This window comes from Nocardioides sp. WS12 (assembly GCF_014108865.1).
Lineage (GTDB): Bacteria > Actinomycetota > Actinomycetes > Propionibacteriales > Nocardioidaceae > Nocardioides.
On the sequence record NZ_CP053928.1, the window covers coordinates 1,234,166 to 1,253,602 of the forward strand.

Here is a 19,437-nt window from a genome sequence, read left to right on the forward strand (position 1 = left end):
CTAAGGCAAGTAACTCTAGTGAGTTAATCGGGGTTGGTGGACCCGATGGTGGTGACAAGGAAGCGCGACGGGGAGCCATTCCCGGGTGTGACCGGGCAGACACTGCGGTTCTTTGAAATCCAGGTGCGGAAATCCCGTTGTGTCCCGGCGAGTGCCGACCTACCGTTGTCGCACACGGGAAAGGAGGTGGTCCGAAGAATGATTTCTTTGAGGACGCGTGAGGTGGCTGCCCGCTAGCAGCCCGAGTAATGAACTGGTCGGCTTCGTGCGACCAGGGCTGCTCGCGAAAACCACAGCAGCCACCCGACCCGCAGGTGCACCGGGACGTCCCCCGGTCGGTCCACCGGACCACGCCTGCGGGTCGCTGCTTTTTGACCGACGTTCCTCATGCTGCGCTGTCGAGGAGGTCGTCCGCCTCGGTGAGAAGACTCCATTGAGTGGGCCATCGCCGGACGGACGTGAGGGCGCCCATGCGGAGCTCCCGAGCCCGACGCAGATCCGTCGGGTCCACGATTCCCTTCGCCGCCACCGCGCTGAGCATGTCGGCGTACTGACGTGTGGCTTCGATCAGGGCGAGCCAGTCGTCCCGTTCTGCGTCGCTGGTGTCATTCGGCGGTTGTCTGGTGGCAGTGATCTCCTCCAGCAGGTCCAGGGCCAGGGGTCGCAGGCTTTCGTTGATCAGACGGGCGCGCGCGGGAGGTCGGGTCTCCTCGGGCCCGAGGGGCACGAGATGGCGGAGGACCGGGATGGCCCGGGACATCTTGCGTGCGCCCCACTTGAGTTCGCGCAGATTCCACATGCGGTCGTCGGCCCACCCGCGGACGGCTGCGGCGAGGGTGGCGTCCTTGGCGTACTGGTCGATGTCGAGGCTCGCCCCGGCCCGCGCCAGCCAGGCAAGGGCGAACTCGTCCAGGTGAATGCCGTCGGTCGCGGGATCCTCTGGGTCGAGGTGCTGCTCGACGGAGACAGAGACATCGCATCCACGTTCTGACAGCTCGCGGGCACGATCGGCGAGGTCGTAGCCCAGGTCGCGCAGTGCCATCGAGAGGCCATGGCAGCCGCGGTGGACGGCGTCGTCGAAGACCAGTTCTGTTCGCCATGCCGCGGACGTACGGGGCGGGGCGCCCGGCTGGAGCAGCGGGTCGCCGACGTCGCTCGAGTGTTCCCGGTCGGGATCTCGCCCCAGCGCGCGGGTGATCTCCGCGAGGCGGAGGTCCCGGCTGAACACCTCAAGTGATGCGCGGAAGCAGGGATGCTCGTCCGAGGAGTCGGTCACCGTGCCATGGTTCGGGGCCGGCCGCTACGGCGCACCTGATTTGCGAATGTCTCCCCGGTCACAACAAGTTGTCCTCGTCAACCATCAGGGGTTATGGTTGCCGAATGGCAACCAATCAACCCGCTACCGCGGAACCGGGCCAGATGACCCACCGCGAGATCATGGAAGCCCTGACCGGGCTCCTGCTCGCCATGTTCGTGGCGATGCTCTCCAGCACCGTGGTGAGCAACGCCCTCCCTGCGATCGTCACCGACCTCCACGGCAGCCAGACCGGCTACACCTGGATCGTCGTCGCGACCCTGCTCACCATGACTGCGACCACCCCGATCTGGGGCAAGCTGGCGGACCTCTTCAGCAAGAAGCTCCTCGTCCAGGTCGCGCTGATCATCTTCTCGATCGGCTCCGTGATCGCTGCCCTCGCGCCCAGCATGGGCGTGCTGATCGGCGCCCGTGCGATCCAGGGTCTCGGCATCGGTGGCCTGACCGCGCTGGTGCAGGTCGTCATCGCCTCGATGGTCTCCCCGCGCGAACGCGGCCGCTACAGCGGCTACATCGGCGCGGTCTTCGCCACCGCCACCGTCAGCGGCCCGCTGCTCGGCGGCCTCGTCGTCGACAGCCCCCTCGGGTGGCGCGGCTGCTTCATGATCGGCCTTCCCGTGGCGGCGCTCGCGTTCGTCGTACTCCAGAAGACGCTGCACCTGCCGGTGGTCAAGCGCGAGGTCAAGATCGACTACGCCGGCGCGACCCTGATCATGGGCGGCATCAGTCTGATCCTCGTCTGGGTCAGCCTGGCCGGCACCAACTTCGACTGGATCTCCGGTACGTCGGCGGCGCTCGTCGCAGGCAGCGTGGCCCTCATTGCTGCGGCCCTGTGGGTCGAGGCGCGGGTGGCGAGCGAACCGGTGATCCCGTTGCGCCTGTTCCGTGACCGCACCATCGCGCTCGCGACGGCGGCCTCCGTGATGGTCGGCGTGGCCATGTTCGCCGCGACCGTCTACCTCAGCCAGTACTTCCAGCTCGCCCGCGGGATGAGCCCCACCGAGGCTGGCCTGATGTCGATCGCGATGGTCGGCGGCCTGCTCGTCTCCAGCATCATCAGCGGCCGGGCCATCTCCGCGACCGGCCTGTGGAAGCGTTGGCTCGTCGGCGGCATGGTGCTGGTGATGGTCGGCACCACCCTGCTCGGCACGATCGACGCGCACACCGCGCTGTGGGTCGTCGCCAGCTACATGGCGATCGTCGGCATCGGCCTGGGTGCAACCATGCAGAACCTGGTGCTCGCGGTGCAGAACAACACGGCACCGGAAGACCTCGGAGTGGCCAGCTCGCTCGTCGCGATGTTCCGCTCGATCGGTGGCTCCGTCGGCGTCGCCGCCCTCGGTGCGGTGCTCGCCCACCAGGTCACCGGCGGTGTGAAGGACGGCCTCCTCAGCCTCGTCAAGGCCGGCAAGGTCACCCCCGAGCAGCTGGCCACGATGGAGCACTCCACGGGCGACATCCCGGACCTGGCCAGCCTGCCGCTCCCGATCCGCGCCCTCTACGAGAACTCCTTCGGCGACGCTGTCGGCCACATCTTCTGGGTGTCGGTACCGTTCACGATCGTGGCGTTCCTCTGCATCCTGTTCATCAAGGAGGTGCCGCTGCGCACCACCACCGGAGCGGTGGCCGAGGAGTCCGAACTGGAGACGGTGCAATGAGCCCGAAGACCGATGACCGGATCGACGTCCTCAAGGACCTCGAGTCCGAGGTCGGCGTCCTGATCCGCAGGATCCGCCGCGTCATCGGCGAACGGGCCCGCGCCGTGCATCCCGAGTTGCTTCCGGCGTCGTACCTGATGCTCGCCTACGTCCGCGACCACGGACCGCTGCGGGCCTCGGCGATGTGCGCGGTCTTCGACATCGACAAGGGCGCCATCAGCCGTCAGGTCCAGCACCTGCTCGACCTCGGTCTCCTGGACCGCCATCCCGACCCGGAGGACGGCCGGGCGACCCTGCTGACCACCAGCAAGGAAGGCGAGGAGCGCCTCGAGGGTGTTGCGGCTGAGCGCCGTGAACTCCTCGCCGAGCGGCTCTCCGACTGGTCGTACGACGAACTGACCGCGTTCTCGACGTCGCTGCGACGCTACAACGACGCGCTCGGGATCCCCGCCGACCGCTGAGTCAGCGAGGTCCGTAGGCCTCGAAGTTCGCCAGCGTGAGCAGCGCTCCCGCCCAGTCGGACCGCGCTCGGGCGAGGGTGGTGGGGTCCGGTTGTGTTGCGCTGTACCAAGGATCGAGATCTGAAGCGGTCACTAGGTGCTGGCCGTTTCCGAGGTCGGTCACGACCCAATCGGACAGGTCGTGTGCGGCGTGGAGGTGGGTGTCGGTGACGATTTGAAAGCCGTGTGCGTCGGGCAGGAAGCGGTCGAGCAGGTGGGCGTTGTATCGCACGTGCAGTTCCTGGATCCCGTCGAGAGGCTGCACGGTGTCGATCCCGTGAATACCCAGGATCCCGCGGTTGGCCACTCGTAGAAATGCATAGTCGAGCGGGGCTGGCAGGCTCGTCGCCAGATCCCGGAGCTCGTCGACGACGGCGTCCCACCGTGGGCCGATCGATTGGTAGTGGGCGACGGCGTTCGGACCTAGGACCGCGTGTCGTACGCGTGCTGATCGGGTGTCTGAGACGTCGAGGCCGGCAGAGCCTGCGGCGTGGAGTGCGCGCTCCATCGGTGCCTGGAGGCCGAGGCTGGCGTCGACCGCCACAGAGAAGGAGTTCTGCGTCAGGACGACCTTGCCGGGATCAGTCGTTGCCCACTCAACAGTGCGGCGCACGATCTCCTCGGTCTGCGCGACGCCGACGTGCCATCCAGGCTGACTCGTCGAGTGGGTTGAAGGCAGCCGAAATTGAGCGAACAGCGTCGGGACGGGTCGACCGTCCCTGATTGCTTTCGGCATCCGCCGGGCTTCTGTCGCTCCGCCGAGGCTGCCACTCAGGCCGTGAGCTTCGAGTGCGCCGGTGAAGAGGTCGACCCAACGGTCGATCTGTGGGCGGTCAGCGACGGGGCCGATCTCGATGGCGAAGCCGCCGGGGCACGGCGTGAACGAATACGCCCTGGGGTCGATGGCGTCCTGCTCTGCCGCGGCGTTGGCCGCGGCAACGGACCTCTCAACTGCGTCGAGCTCTCCGGTCTGCGGGGTACGAAGACGCAACCAGAAGTCGTCGTGGCCGCGCGCCTTCCACGCCCTCCGGATGGAATCCCCCGAGACCTCCACGTGGGAGGTGGTCACCTGATCCACGCCGCGGTGTCGCGTGGCAACAGCCCGTCGATGATCGGTCCGCTGCTGATCAGCACGTCGCCGTCAGGCAGCGCCTTGGGGTACTTGCTGGTGTTGACGAGCACCGTCACGCCCGCCCGTCGTACGACGAGCAGCTTGCCCAACGCGCTGGCCTCCGTGGTCTCGTCGGCTCCGGCGAAGACCTCGCGGCGGGCGGCCAGCGCCCGCCGGTAGAAGGCCAGGCTCGAGGCGTCGTCGCCCTGCTGCGCCTCGACGGTGAGACCCGCCCAGTCGGACGGCTGGGGGATCCACGGCTGCGATCCCTCTGAGCTGTCGGGCCCCCCGAAGCCGTACGGCGGCGCGGACCCGGACCACGGCAACGGCACGCGGCAGCCGTCCCGACCGGGCTCGCCGGTGCGGAACCAGGACGGGTCCTGGCGCGCCTCGGGCGGCACGTCGACCTGCTCGAGCCCGAGCTCCTCGCCCTGGTACAGGTAGGCCGAACCGGGCAGCGCCAGCATGGCCAGCGTCGCGGCGCGGCCGCGGGCGAGCCCGACCGGCCCGCCGCCGTACCGGGTGGGGTGGCGGATCACGTCGTGGTTCGACAGCACCCAGGTGGGTGCGGAGTCGGCCGCGCCGACCGCGGCGATGGAGTTGGTGACGACCTCGGCGAAGTCCTTCGCCTTCCACGGGGTGCCGAGCCAGCCGAAGTTGAAGGCTTGGTGGAGTTCGTCGGGGCGGATGAAGAGTGCCATCGACTCGGCGGTCTGGGTCCAGGCCTCGGCGACGGCCATCCGTTCGCCGGGGTAGGAGTCGAGGACCTTGCGCCAGCGGCGGTAGACGTCGTGGACCTCGGGCTGGTCCCACATCGGCTCGTCCTTGAGGACGCGCTCGACCATGGACTCGGCGGCCTTCGGCTTCTTCTTGCGCGCCTTGCCCGCCTTGCCCGTCTTGCCTGCCTTGTCGGGGGTCGGCTCCGGCCGGACCTGGTCGCGCAGCGACGCCTCCTTGTAGAGGCCGTGCGCCACGTCGACCCGGAAGCCGTCGACGCCGCGGTCCAGCCAGAACCGCAGCACGCCCTCGAACATGTCGCCGACCTCGGGGTTGCGCCAGTCGAGGTCGGGTTGGGAGGTGTCGAACAAATGGAGATACCAAGACCCGTCAGGGACCTGGGTCCACGCCGGACCCCCGAAGATCGACAGCCAGTTGTTCGGCGGCTCGCTCCCGTCGGTGCCGCGACCCTCGCGGAACAGGTAGCGCGCACGCTCGGGCGAGCCCGGTGCAGCGGCGAGGGCCGCCTGGAACCACACGTGCTGGTCCGAGGTGTGGTTCGGGACGAGGTCGACGATCACCCGCAGCCCGAGACCGTGCGCCGTTTCGAGCAGGGCATCGGCATCGGTCAGGCTGCCGAACAGCGGATCGACGTCGGTGTAGTCGGCGACGTCGTACCCGTGGTCCTTCTGGGGCGAGGTGTAGAACGGCGTGATCCACAGGGCGTCGACGCCGAGATCGCGCAGGTACGGCAACCGCGACGTGATCCCGGGCAGGTCACCGATCCCGTCGGCCCCCATCTCGTCGGCGAAGCTGCGGACGTAGACCTGGTAGACGACGGCGTCGCGCCACCACGGAGCCGGGGCGGTCATCGGAACTCCTCAGGGTCGACGGCGATCCAGACGTGGTCGGCGGTGGCGACGGCCTCGCCGTTCTCGCCGTACATCGTTGCTGCGGTGAAGGTCTTGCGGCCGTCGATTCGCCGCTGCTCGCCGACGATGACGTAGCGCTCCGAGGTGCGGGGCAGTCGACGTACCTCGGTGGTGATCCGGCCGAGCACCGAGGGCCGTCCCTCGAGGTCGCTGGCCCAGCCGCCGGGGCAGTCGAGTGCGGCCCAGGCGAGCGCCACGCTGCTTTCGTACGGCGACCAGGTGCTCGCCACGCGTGCGTCCTCGGGGGAGGTCCGGGCCACCGGCGGGAGCGGGCCGGCGAAGATCCGCAGTCCGTCGCCCACGCGTCGGGCCGTGCCACAGACGAAGCAAGTCGGGAACGGGTGCTTGCGGTGACCGCCGAACGCGGCCTCCGCGTCCGCAGCGATCCCGACCGGGACCGGCGCGACCGTGGCGGGTGCGATCTCGGCGTAGACGGCCTCGGCGACCGTCCGGCCGTCATGGGTCAGCGTGGCTCCGGCAGCCGTCGCGGTGACATGCATCGGCGTCTCGAGCGGCGGCGGCTGCCGCAGGGTCACCGTGACGGCGCGACCGATCCCCTGGCCGGGAAGGGTCGCCGCCAGGGCACCGGCAACCCAGCCTCCGTTGCCGGAGCGGGGTGGACCGTTGAAGCGACGGGGGACAGCGAGCGTGGTCACGCGCCCAGCCTGCCAGCCGATAGGACAGAATGGGTTACGTGAGCGATCTCATCGACACCACCGAGATGTACCTCCGCACGATCTACGAATTGATCGAGGAGGGCATCACGCCGCTGCGCGCCCGGATTGCCGAGCGCCTGCACCAGAGCGGACCGACGGTTTCGCAGACGGTTGCCCGCATGGAGCGCGACGGACTGCTCACCGTTGAAGGCGACCGCCACCTCGAACTCACCGAGGACGGCCAGCGCCTCGCCACCCGCGTCATGCGCAAGCACCGCCTCGCCGAGCGACTTCTCGTCGACGTCATCGGCCTGGACTGGGAGCTCGTCCACGAGGAGGCGTGTCGCTGGGAGCACGTCATGTCCGAGACGGTGGAGCGTCGCCTGCTCGAACTGCTCAACCACCCGACCGAGTCGCCCTACGGCAACCCGATCCCCGGCCTGGCCGAGCTCGGCCAGGAGAAGGTCGGCGAGACGTTCATGGCCGACGTCGAGCCGCTCTCCAAGGCCGCCGGTCCGGAGGTCTCGCGGGCCCTGGTCCGCCGCATCTCCGAGGAGATGCAGAAGGACGAGGCGCTGATGAGCGCGATGCGTCGCGTCGGTGCGCTGCCCGACAAGACGATCACGATCCAGGCCACGGCCGATGGCGTACTCGTGGGCTCCGGCGGCGAGACCGCCGAGATCTTCCCGGAAGCCGCTGACCACATCTTCGTCAAGCGACTCTGACACTCAGGCTGTCCTGGCCGCCGCCAGCCGCGGCAGCCATTGGCTGGTCCCCTCGGCAACGAGGTGGGTCGCCAGGGCGTCGCCGCGCGTTGGCCCACGGTTGACGATCACCACGGGCACCTCGCGTTGCGCTGCCCGGCGTACGAACCGCAGGCCACTCATCACCGTCAGGCTCGACCCCGCGACCAGCAGCGTGCCGCCGGTCTCCGCCAGTGCGTCGACGGCCGCGTAGCAGCGTTCGACCCGTTCCTTCGGCACGTTCTCGCCGAAGAACACGACGTCAGGTTTCAGCAGGCCACCGCACTCCTCGCACGGGGGTACGACGAAGCCGGCTGTCTCCTCGAGAGCGACATCGCCGTCCGGTCGGTGCGCCACCTCCGCATGCCGAACGGCCCAGCCCGGGTTGGCGTGCTCGAGTCGTTCCTGCAGCGCGGTCCGGGGCGTCGTACTCCTGCAGGAGAGGCAGATGACGTCGGCGACGCGGCCGTGCAGGGCGACCAGGTGCGGGGTGCCGACGGCTTCGTGCAGGCCGTCGACGTTCTGGGTGATGACGAGGTCGGCGCCCAGGGCCGCAACGGCGAGGTGGCCGGCGTTGGGCTCGGCGTGCCCCATGCGTGCCCAGCCGAGGTGGCTGCGCGCCCAGTACCGCTGGTGCGCGGCCGGGCTCGCCACGAACTCCTGGAACGTCATCGGCATCCGCGCGGGCGCGTCCGGTCCGCGGTAGTCCGGGATGCCCGAGTCGGTGGACAGGCCGGCGCCGGTCAGGACCACGAGCGGCCCGCGCGAGCACTGCTCGAGCGCGCCCGACCCAGCCAGCTCAGCCGTAGCGGAGCTTGGCACGTTCGCGGGCCTTCGCGGCCTCGATCTCGCGGTCCTTCGGCGGCGCCGCGCTGACCAGGTCCTCCAGCAGGTGCTGGGTGATGTGGGCGATCTCGGCGACGGCCTTGTCGAACGCGGCCTGATTGGCCTGGCTCGGCTTGGTCGATCCGCTGACCTTGCGGACGTACTGCAGGGCAGCAGCCGTCACCTCGTCATTGGTCGCCGGCGGCTCGAAGTTGTGGAGTGTCCGGATGTTGCGGCACATGCTCCGAGCCTACGCCGCGCAGGGCGCACAATGGCCCGATGAGATCTCGGATCGGGGTGGTGGTCGTCCTTGCGGCGAGTCTGCTCGGCGGCTGTGGGGGAGACGACGGCTCGAAGGGCGAGGCCGACGACGCCCGGTCGACGGGTACGACGAGCGCACCCACCCAGGAGCCCTGGCAGGCCCTCGACGGCCCGCTCGGTCGCTGCGGGCCTCAGCCTGCGGACGTGGCCGATGCGGGGTTCGCGCCGACCGTGCTGCAGGACGAGAAGGTCGGGAAGATCACCGCCGTGACGGCCGGGACCGGCCCGACGGTCGCGATCCTGCTCCACCAGACCGATGGCAACGGCTTGTGTGGCTGGTTGGCGTACGCCGCCGACCTGGTCGCCGAGCCGGGGGTGCAGGTCCTGGCGATCGACCTCTGCGGGTTCGGTGAGTCGACCTGCCACGGTGGCCGCCGGTCGGGGCCCGCGCAGGCCGACGCGGTCCGTGTTGCTGTGCGGGAGGCGCGGACCGGACTGCAGGCCACCCGCGTCGTGGTGGTCGGTGCATCGATGGGCGGCAGCGTTGCTCTGATGACGGCGGCGAGTGACGCGATGATCGACACGGCCGTGGACCTGTCCGGCCCGGTGGACTGGGCCGGCATCGAGGTCATCGACGGTGGACGTGGCCTCCGGGTCCCGGTGTTGGTGGCGATGGCCGATGACGAAGGTGAGGAGGCGGTGGTCGGGTCACAGGCGATCGTCGACCTGGCACCGGCGGGCAGCCGGTTCGAGCCGGCCGAGTCCGGTCACGGCTACGCACTGCTGTTCGACGAGGACGACCAGCCCACTGCGCTCGCCGAGACCGTCGCCGCCTGGATCCGCGGCTAGGAGCTCAGAGCTCGAAGAACTGCGCGTCCTCGCCGGTCACCAGCACCACCCGCCCGTCGGGCATGGGCAGCGCGCGGACGTCGTCCACGTCGTCGCCGTACTCCACTTGCCGGAGGCGGTTGTGGAGCTTGCCGTCCTTGACCTTGACCACGGAGACATAGCCGACGCGGCGGCTCGTGTGCTTCTCCAGCACCGTGATCGCGGTGCGTTGGTCCGGCAGCCAGGTGAAGGCGCGCGGGTCCAGGCCGGCGCGGGCCACCGTGTCGGTGCCGTAGTTGTGGACGTCCATCCGCCGGACGTTGGTCACGTCGCGGACGTTGAACAGGCCGATCTGCGCGCCCCAGCCGTTCTTGACCGGCCCTTCGCCGACGCCGATCATCCGGTTCGGGCCGAGCGGGTGGAGGTACGACGAGAAGCCCGGGATCTTGAGCTTGCCGAGCAGCCTGGGCGCCGCGGGGTTGGTGAGATCGATCGCGTACAGCGGGTCCACCTGCCGGAACGTCACCATGATCGCGAGGTCGTCGAACCAGCGCATCGCCTTGATCTCCTCGTTGCGCCCGAGGTTGTCGAGGCGGCCGTGCTCGACCAGTTCGTCGCCGTCGCGCTGGAAGGTGACGATCGAGTTGAAGTTCCCGGTCTCCTCCGTGGCCCCGACCGCCACCCGGAGCACGCCGTCGGCCTCGTCGATCGACCAGCGGTCGCGGATCGCGCCCTCGACCTCGCCGGAAGCGACGTGGGTGGCCTGCTTGCCGTCCAGTTCGAAGTCGAAGAGGTACGACGACCCGCTGGTCGTGCCGCGGATCGGGCTGCCCATGCACCCCTCGACGCACCGGTCCAGCAGACCGTTGCCCCAACCGGCGCTCGTGGCGAGGTAGAGATGGTCCGCGGACTCGTAGGCGATGCCGGTCTGGCCGGCCAGGCCGATGGCGTCGACCTTGTCGGGCGACGCGGCGTCGAAGCCGACCACGCTGGTGGTGTCGAGTGCGAGATCGTCCGAGGGGATGGCGACATTGGTGCAGTCGAGGAGCTGTTGGCCCTTCGCGTCGGCACTGTCGTCGGTGGTGATCGTGGGCAACCAGTCCTCGATCTTCGAGTCCTCGACCAGCGTGCGGTTGTGCTTGAGCGCCTCGTTGTCGCTGCGCTTGCCGCGCGGCTCGACGAAGTCGAGGTCCGGCAGCCCCGAGGACAGCACCATCCGGATGGTGGAGTCGTGTTGGCGGGCGGACGACAGGCCGGCGTCATAGGTGACGTCGTGGGCGATCTTCGGCGTCGCGGGGTCGGCGAGCGAGATGGTCAGCACCCGGGTGCCGGTCGGCTGGGTGTACCCGTAGACGTGCTTGTCGCTCGGCCGCGCCTCGGCGTCGTCGTCGGCGCCGATCGCCACGACGGTGTCGCCGCTCAGCAGGATCTCGGCGTCCTCGATCCCCGGCAGGGCGATCCGGCCGAGCTTCTTCGTGGAGGAGCCGGTGACGTCGTACACGAAGAGGGCATCGTCGCGGACCAGGGCCAGGATCTTGCCGTCGGTCTTGGCGGTGTCGGGTTCGTCGACCGCCATCTCCTGCACGTTGGTGCCGGTCTCGCTACTCTCCTGGCGGCTGGACTGCGGGGTGGCACCCCGCTCGAGGCTCTTGTACGAGTTGCTCATGCCGCCGGTGGGGTTTGGCACGGCGTCGCTGAGCTGATCCGTCACCGGGTCGATCAGTTCGCGTCCGTCCCCGTAGTAGATGGGCAGGCCGCCGCCCCAGCCGTACGGCCCGACCAGGTCGAGCGCCCTGTCGATGTAGGTCTGCAGCAGGTCGTCACAGTTCTTCGCCGGCTCGAGGTCGGCCTGGAACGCCACATGGCTCGGCAGCGCCTCCGCGCCCGGTGGATTGCCGCCGCCCCCGGATCCGTCGTTGACGAGCGTCCCGGTCAGGAACGCGCCCGCCAGGCCGGTCACGGCCGCCGCCGTCATCAGCGGTCGGGCGACCAGCCGTCGGTGCGACTGCTGTCCCTTGGTCGCCGCGGCGAGGATCGCGCCGGTCGGCGCCTTGCCGGTGGGGTAGTCGTCCCAGAGGTTCTCGAGGTCGGTCATTTCTTCGTCCCTCCGGACAGATCGAGGAGGTGGTCATTGGAGGCCAGGTGGGCGAGTGCCCGGGACAATCGGCTCTTCACGGTGCCGGCGGGCACGCCGAGTACCTCGGCGGTCTGTTTCTCGCTCAGTTGCACGAAGTAGCGCAGGACCACCACATCGCGGTTGGGCTTGGTCAGGGTTCCGAGCGCCCGGTGCACGGCATCGGCGACGGCCACCCGCTCTGCCGCATCGCCCCCCACGGGGCGGTCACTGCGCTCGAGGGAGCGCGGGTCGTCGTACTGCCGGTCCTTCCACCACCGGGTGCGGCGGGTGTCGCGCAGGCAGTTGAGGAGCATCCGGTAGACGTAGGCCTCGCGGTTCTCGGCCGAGTTGACCCGGTCCCAGCCGGTGTAGCAGCGGACCAGGGTGGTCTGCGCGAGATCCTCGGCTTCGTGCGGCCGGGCGCCGAGGAAGATCGCCGCCCGGACCAGGGTCGGCCAACTCTGCTCGACATAGTCGGCGTAGACCGCTTCGGTCTCGGGATCCACGTGCGCTCCGTTGTTCTGGCCCGTCAGTGCTGGGCCTGGTGGCTGGTGCTGAACCTATGACGCACCGGACCCGCTGCGGGGTTCCATCGACTTCCACCTCAATGAAAGAGTGAGCCATGGCTTCCTCTGCTCGCCCTTACGACATCGTCCTGTTCGGAGCCACTGGCTTCACGGGCGGACTGACCGCCGACTACCTCGCCGCGAATGCCCCCAAGGACCTTCGCTGGGCGCTCGCCGGTCGCAGCCAGGCGAAGCTCGAAGCGGTCCGGTCGCGCCTCGCTGGCGTGAATCCGGCCCTCGCCGACCTGCCGCTGCTCGTCGCCGACGCAACGGACGCCGCCGCCCTGGCCGAGGTCGTCGCCACCACGAAGGTCGTCGCCACGACCGTCGGTCCCTACATCGAGTACGGCGGCCCGCTGGTTGCTGCGTGCGCGGCTGCCGGCACCGACTACGTCGACCTGACGGGCGAGCCCGAGTTCGTCGACCGCACCTACGTCGAGCACAACGCCGCAGCCGAAGGCTCCGGGGCGCGGATCGTGCACTCCTGCGGGTTCGACTCGATCCCGCACGACCTCGGCGCGTACTTCACGATCAAGGAACTGGAGAAGGAGGTCGGCGGCGAGCTGACCGCGCCGGTCGAGATGCGCGGCGTGGTGCGCTCCAAGGCCGGCTTCTCCGGTGGCACCTTCCATTCTGCGCTCACCGCCTTCTCCCGCGCCCGGCAGATGAAGGAGGCCTCCGGCGCACGCCGCAAGATGGAGCCGCGGCCCGAGGGTCGCCGTTCGCGCGCGACTGCCGGACGGCCCCGCCGCGACGGCGAGCTCGGCTACTGGCTGCTGCCCCTGCCGACCATCGACCCGTTCGTGGTGGCGCGCAGCGGGGCCGCGCTGTCGTCGTACGGGCCTGCTTTCACGTACTCCCACTTCGCTGGCACCAAGACCCTGCGGTACGCCGCGGGCGGAGCCGTCGGCGCGAGCAGCCTGGCCGTCGCCTCGCAGGTGGCGCCGCTGCGCAATGCGCTGCTCAAGCGGGTGCCGCAGGGCGAGGGCCCGTCGGCCAGCCGCCGCGAGAAGTCCTGGTTCACCGTCGACTTCGTGGCCGAGAGCGCCGGCAAGTCGGTGCGGACCCGCGTCTCTGGCGGCGACCCCGGCTACACCGAGACCGCGAAGATGCTCGCCGAGTCGGCCCTGTGCCTGGCGCTGGACGACAACCCGAACGTGTCGGGCCAGGTCACCACCGCCGCCGCGATGGGCGACACCCTGCTCGCGCGCCTGGAGCGGGCCGGGATCAGCTTCGAACGTCGCTGACACTCCCACCAGAACGTACGAAAACGACAACGGCCGACCGGGATCACCGGTCGGCCGTTGCCGTCGTGTGCTGCGTCCCCACTTCTCAGCAGACGATCATCGGGTGGCGCCACCCATCCGACGGCGAGCGAGCAGCGAGCCCGCCGCGGTCACCACGCCGCCACCGGCGAGCATCCACGCGAGGCTGAGACCCTCGTCGTCGCTGCCGGCTCCGGCGTCGATCCGGTTCGGGAGCTGGACGTCCTCGACGCCGGCAACCTCGTCGGTCGCGTCGTTCTGGTCGGCCGGGACCTCGTCTCCGGGCACGTCCTCGGGCTTGTCGCCCGGCTCCGGGTTGGTCAGGTCGTCCGGACCTTCGGGCTTCGGGTCGTCGTTGTCCTCGGGGTTGGTCAGGTCGTCCGGGCCTTCGGGCTTCGGGTCGTCGTTGTCCTCGGGGTTGGTGATGTCGCCGGGGCCCTGCGGCTTCGGGTCGTCGTTGTCCTCGGGGTTGGTGATGTCGCCGGGGCCCTGCGGCTTCGGGTCGTCGTTGTCCTCCGGGATGGCGATGTCGCCGGGGCCCTGCGGCTTCGGGTCGTCGTTGTCCTCCGGGATGGCGATCTCGCCGGGGCCCTGCGGCTTGGGGTCTTCGTCGTCGTGGGGCTGGGCGATGATGATCGGGCCGGGTTCGAAGCCGTCGGCGTGAGCGGTTCCAGCGAAGCCGCCGAAGGCGATGGCGCTCGCGGCGAGCGGGGTGGCGATCAGCAGGCGGAGCGCGGTGCGGGTGGTGGTGTTCATGGTGTTCTCCTCAGGTTGGCTGGGCCCTTGCGGAGCCCGGTGGCTTGGTGTTCTTGGTGGTAAGAGCACGCCGGCCTGAGGACCTTGCAGATTTTCTGGAGAACTTTCCGGATTTCTTTTTCGGGGTTCCCGGGCCGTGGGCCCGAGCGCTCTGTGAGACCTGTGGATGAGCGCTGACGTCCGCGGGGAATCCGGGCCATCCTGCTGGGGTGCCGGACTTACGCCGACCCTTCCTGCGGACCGACGCACTCGCTGCGGGATGGAGTGACAAGCAGCTGCAGTCGTCGCGGTTCCAGCGATTGCACGTGGGCATCTATCTGGATGCCGACGTCGACCTGACGCCGGGGATTCGGGCAGAGGCAGCACTCCTGCCCTTCTGTGCGGAGGCGTTTGCGAGCCATGCCACCGCTGCGCGATTGCTGCGCATCCCGATCCCGACCCTGCCCGAGGAGCACGTGACGGTACCGGGCGATGGCGATCGCCGGAGTCGATCCGGTGTGCGGTGCCACCAGGTGCCGCGGGGGTCGGCCCCGAGCGTCGTACTTGTCGATGGGATCCGGGTGTCGGCCCCTGCCCAGGTGTTCGTAGAGCTCGCAGGACAGCTCTCGCTCGTCGACCTGGTGGTCGTCGGCGACCACCTCGTCCGCAACGGCCGCGTCCGGATCGATGCGCTCCGCGACTTCTGCGCTGGCTGGACCGGTCGTCGTGCAGCGCACGCGCGAGTGGCGGCGTCCTTCGTCCGTGAGAAGGTCGACTCGCCGATGGAGTCCAGGCTGCGCATGTTGATTCTCCTCGCTGGCCTGCCTGAGCCGAGGGTGAACATCACCTACGGCGAGGACGACGGCTTGTCCTACCGCCGCTACGACCTGAGCTGGCCCGAGGTGAAGGTCATCGTCGAGTACGACGGTCGACACCACATCGAGCGGATCGAGCAGTGGGAGTCCGACCTGGACCGGCGCGAAGCGATCGACGACTCCGGGTGGCGGATCCTGGTTGTGGTTTCATCCGGGATCTACGCCGACCCGGGGCGGACCCTGGAACGGATTCACCGTCTGCTGCTCGCGCGCCGGCTGCCGGGTGTACCGGCGCGACTGCGGCCTGACTGGCGCCGCCACTTCCCGGGGCACCGATGACGAAGATCCCCCGCGCGGGCGATGTTCCCCGCCAAAACGCATCAGATCGGGGTGCAATATCGCCCGTGGGGGCGATCCTGCACCTCGAGGTGGGTCAGAGGAACTGCATCGGGTCGAACTCCTCGATCGGGATGATCCGGACGCGCGGGAGGCGTTCGTTGAAGGCCTGCACGTCGTACTCGAGGTCGTAGAAGGCGAGGCCCTGGTTGGCGAGCTGCAGGAACGCGTTGTTGCGGAACTCCGCGAACCCGACGACACCGACCCGACGGCTTCCGTCCAGCAGGTCGCGGATCTGGTCGACGAAGTCGCCGTCGTTGCTGACCAGGAGGACGTCGGCGTCGCGCTCCTTCAGGGCCACCAGCGTGCGCTGGATGGCGATGTCCACGACCTTCTCCCCGGCGTCGCCGGACAGCGGGATCGGTTTGTACCCGATCGCGATCAGCGCCTGCACGAACGACATGGGCAGTTCGTTGTTGGCGGCCAGGAAGAAGAGTCCGTTGGCGGGCTTGTCGGCACCCTCGCTCGCGAACTGCAGCAACCGCTCCCAGCGCGGCCGCTCGTCCGGTCGGGGCCGTCGACCCAGGATCGACTGGCCGAGCGTGGCGTCGATGTTCTCGCCGTCGACCAGGACGTACGTCGTGCGCGGGGAGTCGGACATGTCCTGAGACTAGGGCTCGTTGCCCCCGGACCACGACGAACAGCGGCCTCCCGGTGTTCCGGGAGGCCGCTGTTGCGTGGGTGAGGCGGTGGGTCAGCGGGTCGCGACCGTCCGCTTCCGGGCGAGCACGGAGCCCGCGGCGGCGACAGCGCCGCCACCGACGATGAGCCAGGTCAGGCCGGAGCCTTCTTCCTCGACCGGGCCGGCGCCGGCGTCGATCCGGGTCGGGACCACGACGGCGTCGCCCTCCTCGACGACCGAGTCCTTCTTGCCGCCCTTGTTGCCCTTGTCCTTCTTGTCCGCGGGCACGTCCTCGCCGGGAACCTCGTCGGCCGGGACGTCCTCGGGCTCGTCGCCCGGGTTGGGGCCGTCCTTGTCGCCGGGGACCTCGGGCTCGTCGTCACCCGGGTTCGGGCCGTCCTTGTCGTCCGGGACCTCGGGCTCGTCCTCGTCCTCCGGGTTGGTGATGTCGCCGGGTCCTTCGGGGCGCGGGTCCTCGTCGTCCTCGGGCAGGGCGATGTCGCCGGGTCCCTCCGGACGGGGGTCCTCGTCGTCGTGCGGCTGGACGATGACCGGGCCGGGGTTGGGGTCGAAGCCAGGGGTCTCGGCGTGGGCGGCCCCGGCGAAGCCGCCGATGGCGAGCGCGCTCGCAGCGAGCGGGGTGGCGATCAGCAGGCGAAGCGCGGTGCGGGTGGTCGTGTTCATGGTGTCTCCTCGGTTGGTCGGGGCCTCTTGGCGGCTCCGTCTGTTTGGTTCGTTGGGGGTAGGAGCAACCCGCGAGCGAGACCTTGCAGAAACCTCGAGAAGTTCTGGAAAAAGATGATCGGCGCGATTCGCATCAACCAGGTTGATGCCCATCGCGCCGATCTCGGTGCAGTTGGTCAGCTCAGCGATTCTGTCGAGGCCAGGCGCGCGTAGACGACCGTGTTGTCCGGGTAGCCGGCGGAGGTGCGCTTGCCGCCGCAGGTGATCAGGCGGAGCAGCGGTTCGTCGGTGTCCGGCCAGATCTTGTCGTAGGGCAGGTGTTCCTTCGGTACGTCGTCCACCTCGTCGACGACGAAGGTCGCGATCCCGTCGGCACGGTGGATGCGGATGACGTCGCCGGGCTGCAGGGTGGCCAGGTCCCAGAACACGTCGGGGCCGTCGGGGCCGTGGACGTGGGCGACCACGACGGCGCCACCGGGTTCACCGGGCCGCGGGCCGGGGCGGTACCAGCCGGCCTTGCCGAAGTCCGGGGTGTCGAGCGATCCGTCGGCCTTGAGGCCGCGGCCGGTGAGTTTTTCGTCCACGCCGATCGCCGGCACCTCGAGCCGCGTCGGTACGGCGACCCGTACCGCTGGCTCGGGAGCCGCCGGTACGACGGGCGCGGGGGCGTTGTCGGCGAAGACCGCAGTCGTCGGGGGTGGCGTGACGGGCTCCGGCCGTTGCGTCAGTTCGACGATGCCGAACGTCCCGGCCGCCAGTCCGGCGAGCATGCCGATCGCTGCCACGATCCGGGTCAGCCGTGCCTTGATGCCCATGACCTGTCCTCCTGCGTTGAGTGCCTACGCAGGTAGGAGCAGGTCGCGGGGCGAACCTTGCAGGTTTTCGAGGATCAGCCCGGGCAGGGGTCGACGTTGAAGCTGAGCTTCCGGGTGGAACGGAGGCCGGCGCGGTCGGTTGCCGTGATCGTCGCGGTGACATCGTCGCCACCGATCGGGAATGGCCCGATGTTCGCCCGCCACTTTCCGTTCGACAAGGACATGGTCGCCTGGCCGGTTCCGCTGGGACCACTCCAGTTCACGCGGGCCGAGCGGACTCCGGTCTTGTCCGTGATGGCTGCGGCGATGGCCCGGCCCGTGCAGTCGGTCCCCGTCGCAGTGATCGTCCCGATCACCGGCGGCCGGTTCACGGTCAGGCTCACCGTGACCAGCACGGTGCCGCCGCTCCAGTTGATGGCGACCTGCCCGCTGTGCGCGCCCTCGGAGAGCCCGGAGCGGTTGGCCCGGATCCGGAGCGTCGTCTGGGCGGCCGGATCGAGTGAACCGGAGCCGGTGGAGACGGACAGCCACTTCGCCCGCGACTGAGCGGTGAAGTCGAGCGCGGTGCCGCCGACGTTGCTGAGCCGCGTCGTCCCCGACGTACTGCTGGCGCCCAGGCGGATGGACCGGGTGGAGACCTGCAGGTCCGCCGGGGCGGCCACGGTCGGGGCATCGCTCGTGGCCGTGCTGGACGGCTCGGTCGGCGACGGGGCGAACTTGGTCGGCATGCCCGAGGCGGTCACCGAGGGAGTCGGCGGGGTCGGCTCCGACGCGGGCGTCGTCGGGGCGGAGCTGGTGGGGCTGTCGACACCGATCAGGTCGTCGTCACCGTCGGGCCACAGGACCAGCGCCGCCGTACCCCCGAGGGCGAGCAGCAGCACGATCAGGCCGACCAGCAGGGCGCGGCGCTTGTCGCTCGAGTCGCCCTGCGTCGGACCACCCGGCACCACGGGAGCAGCAGGGACTACAGGGGCGTCGACGTAGTAGGAGACGAGGCGCTGGTCGTCGAGCACCCGGTCCTTGAGGGCAGCCGGGGCGGCGAAGGCCGGGACGCCGGCCAGCAGGGCCAGCGGGCTGACCATCAGCTTGCGGCGGCTCTCGCAGACGTCGCAGCCGTCGATGTGGCGGGCCACGCGCTTGCGGATGAGCGGCGAGAACCCGCCGTCCCAGTCCTTGAGGAGTTCGGCGAGGTCGTCGCAGTCGTCGCTGCCGCGTCGGGCGATCAGCAGCGCGCCCAGCGAGCGCTCGACCTGGTCGCGGACCCGACTCAGCATCACGTACGCGTTGGCGGGGGTCACGTCCATGGCCGCGGCGAGTTCGGCGCCGTCGAGGCCTTGGCGCAGGTGCAGGTCCAGGAGCGCGCGGTCGCGGTCGTTGAGGCCCTCGGCCGCCGCCCAGACGAGCTCGCTGAGCTCGGCCTGGACGTCGCCCTGCACGACCTGCTGCTCGGGTCCGTTCGTCTCGTCAGGCATGGCTTCCAGCCATTCGTCGTCGTGGGCCAGTCGGCCTCGGCCGCGCAGCGTGCGCAGGCACTCGTTGCGTACGACGGAGTAGAGCCACGGTCGCAACCGGCTCGCGTCGCGCAGTTGTCCGAGCTTCTCCGCCATCACCACGAACGAGTCCGCCACGCAGTCGGAGGCTTCCTCCCGGTTGCGGAGCATCGAGAACGCGAAGTCGTAGAGCCGGTCGGCGTACTTCTCGTAGACGCCGGCAAACGCAGCCCGGTCCCCGGCCAGGACGCCGGAAACGAGATCCGCGTCGTCGGTCGGCGCGTCCGAGAAGGTCATGGCGCGATCCTAGGGAATTCAGGCGCGCTCCGGCTCGATTGCACATCGGTCCCCTCGGGTTCTCGTGCGGCATGGACACCTGTGAGAGCA

The 19,437-nt window shown here is 69.6% G+C and carries 19 protein-coding genes; 6 read left to right on the forward strand and 13 right to left on the reverse strand.

Annotated features, from left to right (window positions below; translation table 11 throughout):
• Positions 1–385: 385 nt before the first annotated feature.
• Positions 386–1,276 carry a hypothetical protein gene (locus tag HRC28_RS05725; RefSeq protein ID WP_182379189.1) on the reverse strand — a complete coding sequence of 297 codons (891 nt, stop codon included), beginning with the start codon at positions 1,274–1,276 and terminating at the stop codon, positions 386–388.
• A 104-nt stretch (positions 1,277–1,380) separates the two neighbouring features.
• On the opposite strand from HRC28_RS05725, the gene HRC28_RS05730 reads away from it, so the two are divergent.
• Both HRC28_RS05730 and HRC28_RS05735 read left to right on the forward strand, forming a co-directional pair.
• Entirely contained in the window at positions 1,381–2,973 is a 1,593-nt protein-coding gene (locus HRC28_RS05730; protein ID WP_237111720.1) for an MDR family MFS transporter, read from the forward strand.
• A complete protein-coding gene (locus tag HRC28_RS05735) occupies positions 2,970–3,434 on the forward strand; it encodes a MarR family transcriptional regulator (RefSeq protein WP_182379190.1) in 465 nt (154 codons plus the stop codon). Before HRC28_RS05730 ends, HRC28_RS05735 begins: the two co-directional genes overlap by 4 nt.
• 1 nt (position 3,435) lies before the next feature.
• On the opposite strand, the gene HRC28_RS05740 is transcribed toward HRC28_RS05735, so the two are convergent.
• Genes HRC28_RS05740 through HRC28_RS05750 form a run of 3 tightly spaced genes read right to left on the reverse strand, consistent with a single transcriptional unit; the run spans position 3,436 to position 6,889 of the window.
• A complete protein-coding gene (locus tag HRC28_RS05740) occupies positions 3,436–4,542 on the reverse strand; it encodes a hypothetical protein (protein ID WP_182379191.1) in 1,107 nt (368 codons plus the stop codon).
• Complete coding sequence (locus HRC28_RS05745; RefSeq protein ID WP_182379192.1) at positions 4,539–6,173, reverse strand: glycoside hydrolase family 13 protein; 1,635 nt, start codon at positions 6,171–6,173, stop codon at positions 4,539–4,541. The genes HRC28_RS05740 and HRC28_RS05745 overlap by 4 nt, the downstream gene beginning before the upstream one ends.
• Positions 6,170–6,889, reverse strand: coding sequence for a hypothetical protein (locus HRC28_RS05750; protein ID WP_202033232.1), 720 nt, complete (start codon positions 6,887–6,889; stop codon positions 6,170–6,172). The genes HRC28_RS05745 and HRC28_RS05750 overlap by 4 nt, the downstream gene beginning before the upstream one ends.
• A 38-nt stretch (positions 6,890–6,927) precedes the next feature.
• On the opposite strand from HRC28_RS05750, the gene HRC28_RS05755 reads away from it, so the two are divergent.
• Positions 6,928–7,614 carry a metal-dependent transcriptional regulator gene (locus tag HRC28_RS05755; RefSeq protein WP_182379193.1) on the forward strand — a complete coding sequence of 229 codons (687 nt, stop codon included), beginning with the start codon at positions 6,928–6,930 and terminating at the stop codon, positions 7,612–7,614.
• A 3-nt stretch (positions 7,615–7,617) separates the two neighbouring features.
• On the opposite strand, the gene HRC28_RS05760 is transcribed toward HRC28_RS05755, so the two are convergent.
• Positions 7,618–8,454, reverse strand: a complete 837-nt coding sequence (locus HRC28_RS05760; protein ID WP_182379194.1) for a Sir2 family NAD-dependent protein deacetylase — start codon at positions 8,452–8,454, stop codon at positions 7,618–7,620.
• Entirely contained in the window at positions 8,432–8,698 is a 267-nt protein-coding gene (locus HRC28_RS05765) for a DUF2277 domain-containing protein (protein ID WP_182379195.1), read from the reverse strand. The genes HRC28_RS05760 and HRC28_RS05765 overlap by 23 nt, the downstream gene beginning before the upstream one ends.
• A 38-nt stretch (positions 8,699–8,736) precedes the next feature.
• Between HRC28_RS05765 and HRC28_RS05770 the strand changes: the two genes are divergently transcribed.
• The gene (locus tag HRC28_RS05770) at positions 8,737–9,567 is read left to right on the forward strand and encodes an alpha/beta fold hydrolase (RefSeq protein WP_182379196.1); all 831 of its coding nucleotides are present in this window, start codon (positions 8,737–8,739) and stop codon (positions 9,565–9,567) included.
• Positions 9,568–9,571: 4 nt separating this feature from the next.
• Here the strand turns inward: HRC28_RS05770 and HRC28_RS05775 are convergent, their stop codons facing one another.
• Together HRC28_RS05775 and HRC28_RS05780 are read right to left on the reverse strand one after the other, a co-directional pair.
• Entirely contained in the window at positions 9,572–11,641 is a 2,070-nt protein-coding gene (locus tag HRC28_RS05775) for a beta-propeller domain-containing protein (protein ID WP_182379197.1), read from the reverse strand.
• Entirely contained in the window at positions 11,638–12,168 is a 531-nt protein-coding gene (locus HRC28_RS05780) for a SigE family RNA polymerase sigma factor (RefSeq protein WP_182379198.1), read from the reverse strand. The genes HRC28_RS05775 and HRC28_RS05780 overlap by 4 nt, the downstream gene beginning before the upstream one ends.
• A 116-nt stretch (positions 12,169–12,284) precedes the next feature.
• Here HRC28_RS05780 and HRC28_RS05785 point away from each other — a divergent pair, with 116 nt between their 5' ends.
• On the forward strand, positions 12,285–13,475 hold the full coding sequence (locus tag HRC28_RS05785; RefSeq protein WP_182379199.1) for a saccharopine dehydrogenase NADP-binding domain-containing protein: 1,191 nt from the start codon (positions 12,285–12,287) through the stop codon (positions 13,473–13,475).
• Between the two features lie 96 nt (positions 13,476–13,571).
• On the opposite strand, the gene HRC28_RS05790 is transcribed toward HRC28_RS05785, so the two are convergent.
• Positions 13,572–14,249 carry a hypothetical protein gene (locus tag HRC28_RS05790; protein ID WP_182379200.1) on the reverse strand — a complete coding sequence of 226 codons (678 nt, stop codon included), beginning with the start codon at positions 14,247–14,249 and terminating at the stop codon, positions 13,572–13,574.
• A gap of 209 nt (positions 14,250–14,458) precedes the next feature.
• Here HRC28_RS05790 and HRC28_RS05795 point away from each other — a divergent pair, with 209 nt between their 5' ends.
• On the forward strand, positions 14,459–15,382 hold the full coding sequence (locus HRC28_RS05795) for a DUF559 domain-containing protein (RefSeq protein ID WP_182379201.1): 924 nt from the start codon (positions 14,459–14,461) through the stop codon (positions 15,380–15,382).
• A 94-nt stretch (positions 15,383–15,476) separates the two neighbouring features.
• Here HRC28_RS05795 and HRC28_RS05800 read toward each other — a convergent pair whose 3' ends face one another.
• From HRC28_RS05800 to HRC28_RS05815, 4 genes are all read right to left on the reverse strand, one after another.
• Positions 15,477–16,040, reverse strand: a complete 564-nt coding sequence (locus HRC28_RS05800) for an NYN domain-containing protein (RefSeq protein WP_182379202.1) — start codon at positions 16,038–16,040, stop codon at positions 15,477–15,479.
• Between the two features lie 93 nt (positions 16,041–16,133).
• Complete coding sequence (locus HRC28_RS05805; RefSeq protein ID WP_182379203.1) at positions 16,134–16,745, reverse strand: hypothetical protein; 612 nt, start codon at positions 16,743–16,745, stop codon at positions 16,134–16,136.
• A 176-nt stretch (positions 16,746–16,921) separates the two neighbouring features.
• Positions 16,922–17,560, reverse strand: a complete 639-nt coding sequence (locus HRC28_RS05810) for a sortase (RefSeq protein ID WP_182379204.1) — start codon at positions 17,558–17,560, stop codon at positions 16,922–16,924.
• 74 nt (positions 17,561–17,634) lie between these two features.
• Positions 17,635–19,347 carry a sigma-70 family RNA polymerase sigma factor gene (locus HRC28_RS05815; protein ID WP_182379205.1) on the reverse strand — a complete coding sequence of 571 codons (1,713 nt, stop codon included), beginning with the start codon at positions 19,345–19,347 and terminating at the stop codon, positions 17,635–17,637.
• Positions 19,348–19,437: the final 90 nt, after the last annotated feature.